The organism is Rhodococcus sp. USK13 (genome assembly GCF_018343855.1).
GTDB lineage: Bacteria > Actinomycetota > Actinomycetes > Mycobacteriales > Mycobacteriaceae > Rhodococcus_F > Rhodococcus_F oxybenzonivorans.
Genome location: NZ_CP069241.1, coordinates 283,844 through 296,949, shown reverse-complemented (window position 1 = coordinate 296,949; position 13,106 = coordinate 283,844). Strand labels below are relative to the sequence as shown.

Below are 13,106 nucleotides of genomic sequence, written 5' to 3'. Positions count from 1 at the left end.
TGAACGCTGGGTTCAGCGAGCCACGCGGAACCCAGTGTTTCCAGTGCTTGAATCGAATGTCGTTCGCGTCCGTGCGGAAACGCGATAGCGGGTGCAGTAAGACGCGTGGCACAGGTAGGACCCGCCACGGATGACGCGCTCGCTGGTCACGTCTGCGTCCCAAGAATCGGCGCAGATCTCCCACACGTTCCCCACGAGATTATGCAACCCGAAACCGTTGGGTGGGAATGCGGTAACGGGCGCCGTACCCGTGTACGGATCGCTAGGGGAATGTTCCTGCGGGAACTTGCCGTGCCAGATGTTGCACATGTGTCGCCCTTCAGGATGCAACTCGTTACCCCATGGGTACTTCGCGCCGTCCAATCCACCGCGGGCGGCGTACTCCCACTCCGACTCGGAGGGTAAGCGCACCCCCGCCCACCGGCAGAATGCCTCGGCATCGCGCACGGAGACATGTACGACGGGATGATCGAGTCGATCCTCGATGGACGATCCTGGACCGTCCGGTGCCGACCAGGTCGCCCCGCGCACCGCGAGCCACCACGGCGTACCGGGAACCCAAGCATCCATGACTGCGTGCCGTGCGTCCGGATGCAACAGCAGATGAAACACGAACGACCACCCGGCGGTCTCAGCGTCCGTTCGGTGTCCTGTTGCCTCTACGAACGCCGCGAACTCACGGTTTGTCACCGCGGTCCTGGCAAGCGTGAACGGGGCAACCTGAATCAGCCGCGGCGGTCCCTCCCGGTCGGCCGGATAAGCCTCCGGGTCGTCCGAGCCCATGAGAAACGTCCCACCGGGTAGGTCGATCAGGTCCGTGTGAAGGCGTCCTGGCGGGCCACGATGGGTTTCCGTGAGCCCGACGCGTGCCGAAGGCATGCGACCGGCCGCGCGCGGTGCACAACACGGGGACACCGTGTTGGCCGAGTTGTCAGCGGTCACCGAATGGCCTTTCATAGCAGTTTCTGGGTGGCGTATATGGCGCGCTCAACCGCCGGCGACCAGCACCCACCCCTCACAGAGAGCCAAAAGTACGACGGCAGCGGTCAGTAGAATGGACGTACGTCCGCGTCGACCCATGCGCCTATTCACGCCCCCACGGCCCTCGACGAGCGTCCACCCGCCGAGGGTAAGCCCGATCAGTAAGGGCGCGAGCGCAAGTACCCCGAGCTCATGCATGCGCAACCGCGCCATTATTGCGCCACCGGCCATGATGGCGAGTGCGGTGCGATGCCATGCGAGCGATGTCCGCTGTATCGCTAGCCCGGGATCCCACTCCTGTCCACTGTCCGTCATCTCAGCGGGCGATTACCAATATGGCGATCCCGAGGACGACGGTCGTGATGGCCAACAGTGCGGCGGCCCAAGAGGAAGGCAGCGGCCGATGGCGGCGGAGCGCATGTTCGGCGCGAGCCCATCGCGTCCACGCCGAGACCGCGCTGACCACGCCGAGGAACATGAGCGTTGCTGACAAAGCACGCTGTGCGTACGTGGTGAGGCCGAGATCGAGCGCATCGACAGCGACGCCAGAGGCGATAAGCGCCAGTGCTGTGCGGATCCATGCGAGAAAGGTACGTTCGTTGGCGAACGTGAACCGGTAGTCCGGTTCCTCGCTGTCACGGTAGATCCAGCGAGGCCACCGCTGATCGGTATCGGTCATGCCCGTGCGTGCGTGAGATAGCCCTCGCCCTCGAGTGACGCCAGGGGTGCACGGCGGTCGAAGTACTCTTCGTCGTGGATCACCAGGCCGTCTCGGAAGCGAATCCATGCCATTCCATCGATGCGGGCCCGTCGGCCTGCGAGCTCCTCACCGAACTTGTCGGTCCTCATGAGCCCGGTCATCGTCCACGTGCACGCTGCGGTGTCGCCGTCCACCCAGATCCGAGTGGCACGGCTACGTTGCTCGTCCCAGGCGTTGAGACTGCCGGCGTAGAACGTTCGGATGGCGTCCCTGCCGTCGAACCGTCCGTTGACGCTATCGAAGAAGACTGCGTCGGCGTGGAAGCGTGCGGCCACCGTGTCTGGGTCGTTGCTGCTCCAGGCCTCGAATACACCCTGCACAAGGGCTCGGATTTCGTCGGGGTCGGGTGTGCTCATACCTTTGCCTATCGTGTTGATTGTCGTGGGACGTTTTCGTCGCTTTGGCGGACCTATTCAGGCTGTTCGACGCGCACCGTGAAGTTCTCGCCGCTGTAGTCCTTCGCGATCTTGCCGTTGGCATGCACCCAAGACGCCGCGACACCCAACGACTCCACGTCATCGTCGGTCAGCGCGACATGGTCGGCGAAGTCGTCCAGGTTGGACTCGTACAACAGCTCGGAGGTGGTTGCAGGAACGGACAGCGTGGACTGCATCAGTGAAATGACCTCATCCCGGTTCGCGGGGTCCCGGATCCACTCGAGGGTTGTTTCCATGACGTCGACGTATCGCTGCAGCACCTCTGGGTTTTGGTCGGCGAACTCGGAGGTCACTGTTCCAACGACCCCTGGCCACTTCAAGCTGTCGGGAGCTTCACCGGCGCGGACCGAGAACGGTGTGACTGCGATCCCGCTTTCGACGGCTTGCGCGATGCCCGGCTCGATTGTGATCGCCATGTCGATCTGGTTGTTCTCCAGCGCGGCAATGGTGGTGGACGGCAGACCCGTGGCGATGTAGGTCTGCTGTTCTGGGTCAACGCCCGCTTCCTTGAACAACGTACGGGCGACGTCCTCCGCGCCCGTACCTTTGGCGATCACCCCCACGTTTGCGCCTCGAAGCTCCTGCATGACCGCTTGCCAGTCACCCTGCTTCGCAGTCAACGGATAGTCTGCGTCGACGACGATGTCGAACTGCGACGCTTTCGTGGTGACAGAGAACGCTTTAAGATCGACGCCTTTGTCGATTATCGGCAGTAGGTTGCCGGCCACGTTGTCAACGATGTTGAGATCACCCGAGACCTGTGCTGCAGTCTGCTCCGGGCCTGAGCCCAGGCTCAGGAATTCCGGCTCGATGCCACCCGCGGTGAAGAAGCCCTTTTGTTCGGCGACGAACAGCGGTAACTGCGGAAAAGCCGGTGCACGGCCGATCTTCACCTGGATCAGCCCTTCTTCGTTCATGGCGGACCCAGTCCCCTCACCGCCGCAGGCAGTCACCAATGCCAGGGCGGCTACGAGTGCGACAGCTGCTGAGAGTTTGCGTGCCTTCATGGGAGGCCTTTCCGTGTCGAGGTGTACTTGATGTTAAGTAAGTAGCCGTGACGAGTCAACAATAATAGTGATTACGGACACTAGGTCGCGGCAGAAACGCGCTGCTGATTGACAAAAACGCTCACCAGCTGCGACGTCATCATCTCCTCGCGACGGGCATTGAGCGAAAGCCTGTTGCGTCGATCCACAGAACTATAGTCTCAGTGTAGTTACAGGTCCGAGGCTGGATGGGTGTGAAGGTAAAGCGCGCAATGGTGGATTCGTGTGAACGACACGTGATCGTGAGGGCTAAGTCGCGTCCAACGCCTGGTGCGGTTGCACTCGATGTGGCCGACAGCGAAGACCGGCCGCTACCGGCCTGGATACCGGGAGCCCACGTCGAACTCGAGATTCGAGAGGGTATGTGTCGGCAGTACTCGCTGTGCGGTGATCCGTCGAACCTGTCGCATTACACGATTGCGGTGAAACGGGGGCAATCCTCGCGCGGGGAGTCGTTGTCGATTCACGACGACATTCGCGTCGGCGACCGCCTTCGGATGCGTGGGCCGCGCAATTCATTCGAACTGATGCCTGCCGCGCACTACGTGTTCATCGCCGGCGACATCGGGATCGCACCGATTGTTCCGATGATCGACGGAGTAGATCATCGCGGAGTGGACTGGCAGCTGCATTACGGCGACAGCGACCCGTCGGCCATGACCTTCGGAGATGAGCTGCGCCGGCGGTATCCGGACCGAGTCCATCTCTACCCTCGGGGCTGTGCTCGCATGCCGTTCGAGCGGATCGCCGCGACGTCTCCCGCGCAAAGCGGTGTCTATGCGTGCGGTCCAGCGCGCATGCTTGACGAGATCGAATCCGCCTACGCAGACTATCTGCCAGGCCTCTCGGGTGTGCACATCGATCGGTTTCGCGCTAATGCCGACGACAACGATTACGCGAACCACTTCGATGTTGTGGCCGCCCGTTCGGGAGTTGCGGCAAGGGTCAGCGATAACCAGTCGGTCCTAAACGCGTTGCGATCGGCTGGGGTGACAGTGCCCAGTTCGTGCGAACAAGGCATCTGCGGTACATGCGAGACGCGAGTGCTCGGCGGCACCCCCGACCATCGAGATGATTTCCTGACCGACGATGAAAAAGCGCAGGGCGAGACGATGATCGTTTGCGTGTCCGGCTGCAAGTCGGATCGACTGATACTCGACCTCTAGCCTGTTCGTGGGCGGGCGGCCAGGCACTTACTCAGCCGGACCACTGCGGTGTCACGATTTTGCATTTGTTGCATGATTCGTGCATCAAATGCTCGCGGCATTCGGAGGTGCTCCGTGGCGGTGGACAACGTGGGTCGGGTACTCGGGCTTCTCACCATCTCGTACCTGCACCCCGAGGATCAGGTGCTGGCGGAGATGCTCACCGGGTGGCGGAACCAGCAGCTCAGCCGCAATCTCCAGCACTCGACGATCGAGCAGCGTGAGCGGCTGGTCCGACGTTTCTTCGAGTACACCAACGAGTACCCGTGGTGCTGGACGCCGGCGCATGTCGATGAGTTCTTCGGGGATCTGCGATCGGAGCGGCGGGCGAAGTAGTCCACGATGCGCAACTACCAGGACGCACTGCGGGCCTTCTGCTCCTATGTGAGCACCCCCGAGTACGGCTGGGATACGTTGTGCGACAAATTTTTCGGTACCCACCCGTCGCAGGTGTGTTTCGAGTGGAACACCGCCCGTCATGTCCAGGATTTGAGTCCGATCCGGGAAAGCGGGCCTTCACCCGCCGCGAGTTGCAGGACTTGTTCGATCGCGCGGACGACGAGGTCGCCCGCATCGCGGCATCGGACCGCAAGGGATGGCTGCCCGCCTTCCGGGACTTCAGTGATGCTCAAGGTCGCCTACGGGTAGGGCCTACGCCGCAACGAGGTCCGCCACTTGCAGACGGTGGACTTCGACCGCAACCCCCATGCCGCTGAGTTCGGCAAGTACGGGGTCCTCCATGTGCGATTCGGCAAGGCCATGCGTGGATCGCCCCCCAAACGCCGCAGCGTGTTGAATGTCTTCGACTGGTCGGTAGAAATCGTCGCCGAGGGGCTCGAACGGGGCCATCCTCATCTAGGTGACGGCATGGACCTTTTCGCCAGCGAGCGGGGCTCCCTCGCGTCCGAAACCGCCCTGTTACGCCGGTTCCGCCGCTACTGCGAGGACCTGAACCTGGCCCCAGGTCTTGATTTTCACTCGCTGCGACGCTTCTACGTCACCCACCTGATCGAAGCCGGCATGGACGCGCTGTTCGTGCAGCAACAGGTGGGCCATGAACACGCCTCGACCACTGCCCTCTACACCTGCGTGTCGAGCGACTACCGCACTCACACTCTGCGACGCGCGTTCGATTCGACACTCAACAACGCTCTCGGCGGTTCGGGAAGTGAGACATCATGAAGCGCGACGTGGACTACACCTGGCGTCTGGCGGAGCTCATGGCCGGTCGCGGCTGGCACAACAGCACCGGCCTAATCCCGCATCTACGCGCTCGGGCCGCTGGGTCACCAGCCGATAAACTTGGGAGGCGGACAAGTCGATGCCGCGCCGCGAGCTGCTCGCACGGTTTACCGAGGGACACACTCTGGGAGTGGCGATGTCCCTCACTCATGACGGCGCCCGGCACCATGTGTTTCTCACGCCCGGTGTGCCGATCACGCTGGTGGAGTAGCGAATCCGACGGTTGTCGGGTCCCGGCGGCTTCCGGTGCAGGCAGGTCCGAGCAGTATGTCGGGCCGGGCCGGGACCAGTTGCGTCGATACCCTCGGCGGGAGGGTTGCACCCGGTCACCGTCTTGGCGCACATTTGCGCGCAAACATGCCAGCGAAAATACCGGCAATTCGCCATGTACTGGGTAGGGTGATCTCCGCGGCAAGTTCACAGGCGGTACGCGGAAGACGAGTGGGTGGAGATGGCGAAGGTAGGAACTGCCGGCGGCGCCCGCCGCCGGACCGGGGCCGGGCGTGGCGCCGCGGAGTCGGGGATGCGCGGACAGGGTGCGAAAGCCTCCTCCGATGCGGAAACACCGAGTCCGGAGTTGACGGCGAAGCTGGAGCCGCGGAAAGGTCCGGCGAAGGTTCCGCTCAATACCCGGGTCCTGGCGTCGACGGAGGCCCGGTTGACCTGGCTGGTGAAGGAGCGTCAATCCACGGTGACCAATGTCGTGGACGTGGCCCTGCAGGAGTTCTTCGACCGCTACCGTGTCCCTCCGGCAGATCATGACGGCCGGATCATCGAGCAGGAGTCATGAGCAGTCCGTGGGAGCAGATACCCCTGTTCGCACTGCCCGAGACCACCCGGACGACATCGGCCGCTCCCACCGATGACGCACTCCCCGACGACGACGTTGCCTCCGTCGATGCCGGTGTCGTCGTGGCAGCCGAGCGGGTGGGCTCGGAGTCAGCCGGTACGGCATACCGGACATCGTTCGAGCAGTGTGATGGCGCCGAAGCCGAAGCCGAAGCCGAAGCCGAAGCCGAAGCCGAAGCCGAAGCCGGCGATGTCCCGACCTCGCCGTGGGAGCTGCGCGGCGAACCCGGGCATGTGGTGCACCTGTCCCGCACGATCGGGAAGTTCACCTCGATGGTCGATGTGGTGATCGAACCGTATGTGTGGACCTATTGGAACAAGGACTTCGGCTGGCACAACCGGGTCGGCGATATGGGTGTCCTCGGCTCACCGACCGCCGGAACGTATCTCCCGGACGACGACCTCCCGGCCGCCCGGGAACTCGGGCGCCGGCTGGCGTGGTGCGCGCAGCATCTCGGGGTGCTTCCCGGGCCGACACCGGCCCGCACCGGCGCCGCGATCGTCGACAAAATTAAACGGGAACGCACCCGCAGCGGTAAAGGGATCGTGGTCACCACCGCGGGCGCGGTCCCGCCGCTCGACGGCCCGCCGCGCGGGGACCTCGAACCCGCGGCCGGGTGGACCCGGGTCCCCGACACCGAGGATTTGGAGGGTGCGGACCGGTTGGTGTCGATCGATCAACGCGCCGCCTATTTGGCCTCGGCCGGGATGCTCGAACTCGGCTACGGCCAACCCACACATTTCACTGGTGACAAGGCCGCTGCCGCGGCGGTGGGGGACAAGGGCACCCCGTTCGGGTTGTGGCGGATCACCCTCCCGGCCGGGCAAACCTTGTCGCTGCCCGAGAAACTACCGCTGCCGCACCCCCATATGCTTGCGGATCAGCCGGTGCAGACCTGGGTCACCTCGGTCAGCCTCGATGCCCTTCGGGAGCCGATCGCTGATGGTGGTATCGGTGCCGATCTCGACGACCTCGACATCACCGAGGCCTGGGTGTACCCGCAGCAGGGGCGCGTGCTGGACAAGTGGGCGAAGATCCTGCGCGAGGCCCGCAAGGTTTCGGTGGACACCCGGGATGCGGCGATGAAGGGGTTTCTCGGGTCCTGCTACAAGGGGTACATCGGGCGGATGGTCAACCCGGACATGTGGACCGCCAAACAGATGCAACACCACCACCAACCGCTCTGGCGCGCGGCGATCATCGCGCACTGCCGGTGGCGCGGCCGCCGCGTCGCGATGCGGATCGCCCGCGAACACCATCGGTGGCCGGTCCGCACCGTCACCGACTCCTGGGTCTACCTCCTCCCCGGTGGTGAGAACATTGCCGACCCGAGTCAGGCGCTGGGGAAGATGACGGTCGAAAAAGACACCCTCCTCACCGACACCCTCCGCGGCGCACTGGCGTCGGCTGCGGACGTGCACGAGGTGAACCTCGCGATCAAGGCCGCCCTCACCGACAACGACCACGACGCCGACGACGAGGACGCCGACGAAGAGAACGGGGTGCTTTGATGGCCCTGCATCTGCCGAGGCCGCGCACGAAGAAGCCGGCGCAGCAGGCGGTCGGCCTCGACGGCCTCAAAGTCTCCGTCGCCACCGCCGCGACCAGCGGTGTCGAGAAGTCGAAGCAAGTCAAAACCGGGGGACTGGCCGGACTGACCAGCAAGGTCTCGGTCAGACAGTTGCGCCAGGAATTGGGCAACGAGGGTCTGCGGCAGGCGGCGATCGACGCCGGCCGCACCCCACCGTCGGACCGCACGTTGCGCCGGTGGGCGCAACAGGGCCGCATCCCGCATGCGGATGTTCTCGAGCGAGCACAACGGCGGGCGGCGATCGAACGATTGGGTGGTCTCGATGCCGTCGCACAGAAGATCGGGCGGTCCCGCTCCGCGGTGTCCCGGTACCGGTCGGGGGAGACGAACGAGTTACGGGCCGACGCCAGCAAAAAACTCAAGAATGTGAAGGCGCAGGACATCATGGCCCGTGCCGGGGTGCTGCGCCCGGACGGAACCCCGAAGACCGCGGTGATCCGGGTCAAGGGCGGTGTGATGGTCCGCAACGGCGCCGACGAGGGCTACGACTACCGGGTCCGCACCCTGGACTTCGCGAACTCCGACACCCCGTTCAGTGCCGAGGAGTCCCGCGAACTGGCCGCCGCCCTGGCCAATGATGATCATGCCCGGGTCGTCGCTCTATTGGAGCGGCACGCCACCCTCGATTACCCCGAGAACAAGGGCTTCGACAGGTACAGCGACCAGTTCGGATTCCACTTCGACCACATCGATTCGGTCCACATCGACTGGATTTGATCCCGGGGTGACGTGCCGTTTCCGCGGGTGGTTCCGCGGACGTCGCTATCAGGAGGCGCGGGTGGGTCCGGCAGGGCAGGTGAACTGCCGGAAACGGCAGGTATCCCGACGGTGACGTCACCTCGATCCACCCAACAGTGCTGCGGATCGACTTTCCTGATTCGCCATCACGGAAATGGGCGCCGTTGCTCTGGCTGCGGAAGCTACACGTGTCCGGTATCCGTTCGAACTGTTCAGCGACGTCGCGGCAACTGGTCCTGCGCGTTTCCGACCGCTGACATGAGGTCGCGACCCAGGCGCTGATAGGTGCGCAGCCATCCTCGATCGACCGGCTCGTCGTGGAGGTGGGCCATCAGCGTTTCACTGTTGTTGTTCGTGTCCAACCATCGGCGCAAATCGGTGGTGCGGTCCTGCACGTCGTGCAGCAACTGCTCCCGAACGGTCGGGTTCGTCATCGGGCGTCGACCCCTCTTTCCGTGCACCTCGAGCATGGTGTTGATGATTGTCGGGGAGGCGTGTGGCGGCTGTCAGCCGTTGCCTCACCGTCATAGGGAACCGTTAGGCGTACTCGAGCGAGTCGGCCTCGGCGAGCGAGTCCCAGACGATCTCGTAGCGCTTGCGAGTCACGTCGTCGGAGTCGGTGAGGAGCGCCTCGAACAGCGACCGGGGATCGGTGTGCCACGACCGTGTCAGTGCCGCGATCTCATGCGGGAGGAAAAGGCCGGACCGAGTGGCGGCGAGGACCCACTCGTCGAATTTGCCTTCTCGGATCCGGTCGACGGCGTCGAAGTCGACGTATCCGTCCCCGAGGTCGAAGGAGAGCATCGCCGCGACGACGTCGCAGAGCGGTCGGCTGGCGTAGTCGGCGATGACCCCGCTTGTGTCGACGGTATGGCGGACCAGCGGTTCGGTGGTCATGGCGACCTGCACTTCCTCGAGCCGGTGCGCGTTTTCCGACTCATTTTTGTCCCGATTGCCGGGGAAGTCGTAATGGCGTGTTTATAAGTAGGGTAGGGCATCTCCGAACAAGAATCTGTGTCCTCCATCACAGTACTGGGTGGTAGTGATCCACATCTCATATCGATCTCGTCCGAAGCGTCAGTGCTCGTACCGTGCGGGTGGCGGCCGGAGGGCCTGCGTTCCAGTACAACTGGACGATTGACCGAATGGCGTTTGCGTCCAACGTATTCCACACTGTCACCGGGGCTGCCCGGTATCCGGAATGCTCTGGTGGTGGTGTCGGCACGAATCATCGGGCTGTGGATGTAGGGGCGGCAGGAGCGGCAGCATGCAGGCACGTCGACGGATCAGGTGGGTTGCCGCAGCAGTGGGTGTGGGGTGGGTCGCGAGTATCCTTTCGGTGCCGCTCGCGGCGGCGGAGGAGGTTCCGGATATACCCGGGGTGAGCTCGGTGTGGCAGATCCCGGACCGCGTCGGTCCAGCCCAAAGTGCGCATCCCGATGCCGCCCGGTACGCCCGGCAACACCCGGGATCGGTGCCGCCCGGAGTCAACGACTTCACCTGCACCCCCACGGGCGCGCACCCGAGGCCGGTGGTGCTCGTGCACGGCACGGACTCGAACGCGTACTCGGACTGGGCGGCGCTCGGTCCGCGACTGGCGGCATCGGGTCACTGCGTGTTCGCGCTGAACTACGGCGGCGAACCCGGGGGCGAGAGCTACGGAACCGAGGACATCACGGTCAGCGCCGGCCAGCTGGCGCAGTTCGTGGCGCAGGTCCGCGGCGCGACCGGGGCACGTGAAGTCGACATCGTCGGCTACTCGCAGGGCGCGACGGTGGCCCGCTATTACCTCAACCGGCTCGGCGGAGCAGCGGCGACCGGGCACTGGATCGGCCTCGCCTCACCGACCTATGGGGGCACCATGTTCGGTCTCGTTCCGGTCCTCGAGCAGACCCCCGGCGGCATGGCGTGGGCGGTCGCGGCGCTGCCCCCGGAATTGGTCTCACCCGCGTTGGTGCAGCAGGCTCAGGGCTCACCGCTCCTCGACGACCTCAACGGTGGGGGAGACACCGTCCCGGGAACCCGGTACACGACGATCGGCTCCCGCATCGACGAGGTCATCCAACCGGCGACCAATATCGCGCTGCGCGACCGGTCGGCGACGAACCTGATGATTCAAGACCTCTGCCCGCTCAACCAGTCGGGCCATTTCCGGATGCCCTACGACGAGTACACCCTCCAACTCGTGATGGGCCTGCTCGATCCCGCAACGGCGGTGACACCACCCTGCACCGTGGTCCCCGCGGGCACCGGGATACTCGACATGATCCTGACCGAGAACTTCTGACCGAGCCGATACGGAACCCGCTGTGGCGCAACGGGATGGGAGAACATGGGTGTCGTGCGGGTGGGAATGACGGTAGGCGCATCACGCCACACCGAGGGTTTGCGCCGGCTATGGGGCCACGGGCCTTCCCCCCTCAAGTGTGGACATCGTGAACACTGGGTCGTGAAGGTCCCAGAGGAAGAGATGTCACTGATGGCGATGAAGGCGTACTCGACGGAGTTCAAGGCCGATGCCGTCGCGCTGTATCTGTCCGAGCCGAGCCACACCTTCGATGGCATCGGCAACGACCTGGGCGTCAGCCGCGAGACCCTCCGCAACTGGGTGCGGGCCGAACGCAAACGCACCGGTACCTCCACGGCCCAGCTCCGGGCCGGCGGGGCGGCGCGGTCGGCGTCCCGGGCGGGCGCGGTATCGTCCGAGTCTGTGTTGGACGAAGAAAACAATCAGCTCAAGGCCCAGATCCGGAAGCTCGAGACCGAGCGGGAAATCCTGCGCAAGGCCGCGAAATATTTCGCGGGCGAGACGAATTGGTGAGCCGCTTCCAGTTCGTCGACGACCACTGCGACACCGTCCCGGTGAAGTGGCTGTGCCAGATCCTCGAAGTCTCCCGGTCGGGTTTCTACCGGTGGCGGACCGCTGCGCCGGACCGTGCCGAGCGCGCCCGCGCCGATCAGGAGCTGGCGGCGCGGATCCGCGTCATCCACGCCGACTTCGATGGCACCTACGGTGCCCCGCGCATCACGGCCGAACTGCGCGATGCCGGGATCGAGGTGAACCACAAGCGGGTCGAACGGGTGATGCGCGAGCACGGGATCGTCGGCGTGCACCTGCGCAAACCGGTGCGCACCACCGTCCCCGATCCGGGCGCGGCCGTGGTGCCGGACCTGATCCGGCGGGATTTCACCGCGAGCGCACCGAACACCCGATACGTCGGGGACATCACCTACCTCCCGGTCGGTGACGGTGAATTTCTGTATCTGGCGACGGTGTTGGACCTGAGTTCGCGACGGTTGGCGGGGTGGTCGATCGCCGACCACATGCGTACCGGACTGGTCACCGACGCACTGCGGGCGGCCGCTGCCTGTCGAGGCGCCGTCGGTCTCGATGGGTCAATTTTCCACTCCGACAACGGAGCCCAGATTCATCGGCCGAGTTCGCCGACCTCTGCCGCGAGCTGGGGGTGACCCGGTCGCGGGGTGCGGTCGGAACGTCAGCGGACAACGCGGCCGCCGAATCGCTGAACGCGACGTTGAAACGGGAAACCCTGCAGGGTCGGAAGCGCTGGAACAGTGCGGGTGAGGCTCGCGCCGCCGTCTTCCGTTGGATCACGCGCTACAACACCAGAAGGAGGCACTCCACCCTCGGTCAGATCTGTCCGATCGAGTTCGAGCAGCGATCGGCTACGCTGGCCACCGCCGCATAGGAACTGGTGTCCACACCTCGGGGGGAACGCCCCACCTCGACGAGGTCGAACCGGGCGGGTAATTGCGCCCAGGTTGCACGGCGTCGTCCGTCGTGAGTGCGGTAGCCGCTTCCGGGCTCTGGAACCCAGGTGCGCATCAGATCGTTACGCACCGTGGGGCGGTCGGCGGATTCGCAGGTGTGCACCAGCGCGGCGACCAGCCACCCCCGGGAGGTGGTCGGCGGGTCCATTCCGATGGGTGCTCGCACCAAGAAGGTTCGTAGTCCCGAGTCGTCCTCACGTCGGTCCTGGTCGCGGCCCTAGGTCTGGAGGGGGCCGTTGCTGTTGACGCAACAATGACCGCCGCACTGTGGGTGCCGCGGCAGTAGCCGAGGGACCTGGTTCGTGTCGGAGCTCCGCGGGGCGTGGGTACCCCTGTCGGGAGCCCCCCCAGCGTGTTCCGGCCTTGTGTGCCCCTCACGACACGAAGGCTCCTCCGATTCGCAGAGGCTCCGACTGGTCGCCCACTCGCCGATCGCCCCGGTACTGTTTAGGTATCGAATTGTG

14 protein-coding genes and 3 pseudogenes are annotated in these 13,106 nt (G+C 64.7%); 9 read left to right on the top strand and 8 right to left on the bottom strand.

Features of this window, described 5'->3' with window-relative positions:
* Positions 1-12 precede the first annotated feature (12 nt).
* The 5 genes from JQT59_RS01375 to JQT59_RS01355 are packed head-to-tail and all read right to left on the bottom strand — an operon-like array spanning position 13 to position 3,185.
* Entirely contained in the window at positions 13-957 is a 945-nt protein-coding gene (locus tag JQT59_RS01375) for a formylglycine-generating enzyme family protein (RefSeq protein WP_502939689.1), read from the bottom strand.
* A gap of 30 nt (positions 958-987) precedes the next feature.
* A complete protein-coding gene (locus tag JQT59_RS38230; protein WP_213571308.1) occupies positions 988-1,296 on the bottom strand; it encodes a DUF202 domain-containing protein in 309 nt (102 codons plus the stop codon).
* A 1-nt stretch (position 1,297) separates the two neighbouring features.
* Positions 1,298-1,660 (bottom strand): YidH family protein, encoded by a 363-nt coding sequence (locus JQT59_RS01365; RefSeq protein WP_213571307.1) that lies wholly within the window; start codon positions 1,658-1,660, stop codon positions 1,298-1,300.
* Positions 1,657-2,097, bottom strand: a complete 441-nt coding sequence (locus JQT59_RS01360) for a nuclear transport factor 2 family protein (protein ID WP_213571306.1) — start codon at positions 2,095-2,097, stop codon at positions 1,657-1,659. Before JQT59_RS01360 ends, JQT59_RS01365 begins: the two co-directional genes overlap by 4 nt.
* Positions 2,098-2,150: 53 nt before the next feature.
* Positions 2,151-3,185, bottom strand: coding sequence for an ABC transporter substrate-binding protein (locus JQT59_RS01355; protein WP_213571305.1), 1,035 nt, complete (start codon positions 3,183-3,185; stop codon positions 2,151-2,153).
* Between the two features lie 494 nt (positions 3,186-3,679).
* On the opposite strand from JQT59_RS01355, the gene JQT59_RS01350 reads away from it, so the two are divergent.
* The 7 genes and pseudogenes from JQT59_RS01350 to JQT59_RS01325 all read left to right on the top strand — a co-directional run bounded on the left by JQT59_RS01350 (position 3,680) and on the right by JQT59_RS01325 (position 8,829).
* Positions 3,680-4,390, top strand: a complete 711-nt coding sequence (locus JQT59_RS01350; protein WP_213571304.1) for a flavin reductase family protein — start codon at positions 3,680-3,682, stop codon at positions 4,388-4,390.
* 114 nt (positions 4,391-4,504) lie between these two features.
* Positions 4,505-5,611, top strand: a pseudogene (locus JQT59_RS01345) (tyrosine-type recombinase/integrase).
* Positions 5,608-5,706: pseudogene (locus JQT59_RS36590) on the top strand (helix-turn-helix domain-containing protein); the annotation flags it as partial. The pseudogenes JQT59_RS01345 and JQT59_RS36590, both read left to right, overlap by 4 nt.
* A 44-nt stretch (positions 5,707-5,750) precedes the next feature.
* Positions 5,751-5,882: a hypothetical protein gene (locus JQT59_RS37605; protein ID WP_283253997.1), complete on the top strand. Its 132-nt coding sequence runs from the start codon at positions 5,751-5,753 to the stop codon at positions 5,880-5,882.
* A gap of 240 nt (positions 5,883-6,122) precedes the next feature.
* Positions 6,123-6,461, top strand: a complete 339-nt coding sequence (locus JQT59_RS01335; protein WP_213571303.1) for a hypothetical protein — start codon at positions 6,123-6,125, stop codon at positions 6,459-6,461.
* Entirely contained in the window at positions 6,458-8,032 is a 1,575-nt protein-coding gene (locus tag JQT59_RS01330) for a hypothetical protein (protein WP_213571302.1), read from the top strand. The genes JQT59_RS01335 and JQT59_RS01330 overlap by 4 nt, the downstream gene beginning before the upstream one ends.
* Positions 8,032-8,829, top strand: a complete 798-nt coding sequence (locus JQT59_RS01325) for a hypothetical protein (RefSeq protein ID WP_213571301.1) — start codon at positions 8,032-8,034, stop codon at positions 8,827-8,829. Before JQT59_RS01330 ends, JQT59_RS01325 begins: the two co-directional genes overlap by 1 nt.
* 233 nt (positions 8,830-9,062) lie before the next feature.
* Here JQT59_RS01325 and JQT59_RS01320 read toward each other — a convergent pair whose 3' ends face one another.
* Positions 9,063-9,284 (bottom strand): hypothetical protein, encoded by a 222-nt coding sequence (locus tag JQT59_RS01320; protein WP_249353586.1) that lies wholly within the window; start codon positions 9,282-9,284, stop codon positions 9,063-9,065.
* A gap of 103 nt (positions 9,285-9,387) precedes the next feature.
* Positions 9,388-9,747 carry a hypothetical protein gene (locus JQT59_RS01315; RefSeq protein WP_213571300.1) on the bottom strand — a complete coding sequence of 120 codons (360 nt, stop codon included), beginning with the start codon at positions 9,745-9,747 and terminating at the stop codon, positions 9,388-9,390.
* 370 nt (positions 9,748-10,117) lie between these two features.
* Here JQT59_RS01315 and JQT59_RS01310 point away from each other — a divergent pair, with 370 nt between their 5' ends.
* Entirely contained in the window at positions 10,118-11,137 is a 1,020-nt protein-coding gene (locus JQT59_RS01310) for an esterase/lipase family protein (RefSeq protein ID WP_213571299.1), read from the top strand.
* 192 nt (positions 11,138-11,329) lie between these two features.
* Positions 11,330-12,560: pseudogene (locus tag JQT59_RS01305) on the top strand (IS3 family transposase).
* On the opposite strand, the gene JQT59_RS01300 reads toward JQT59_RS01305, so the two are convergent.
* On the bottom strand, positions 12,503-12,808 hold the full coding sequence (locus tag JQT59_RS01300; protein WP_249353672.1) for a hypothetical protein: 306 nt from the start codon (positions 12,806-12,808) through the stop codon (positions 12,503-12,505). The pseudogene JQT59_RS01305 and the gene JQT59_RS01300 overlap by 58 nt on opposite strands.
* Between the last annotated feature and the right edge of the window lie 298 nt (positions 12,809-13,106).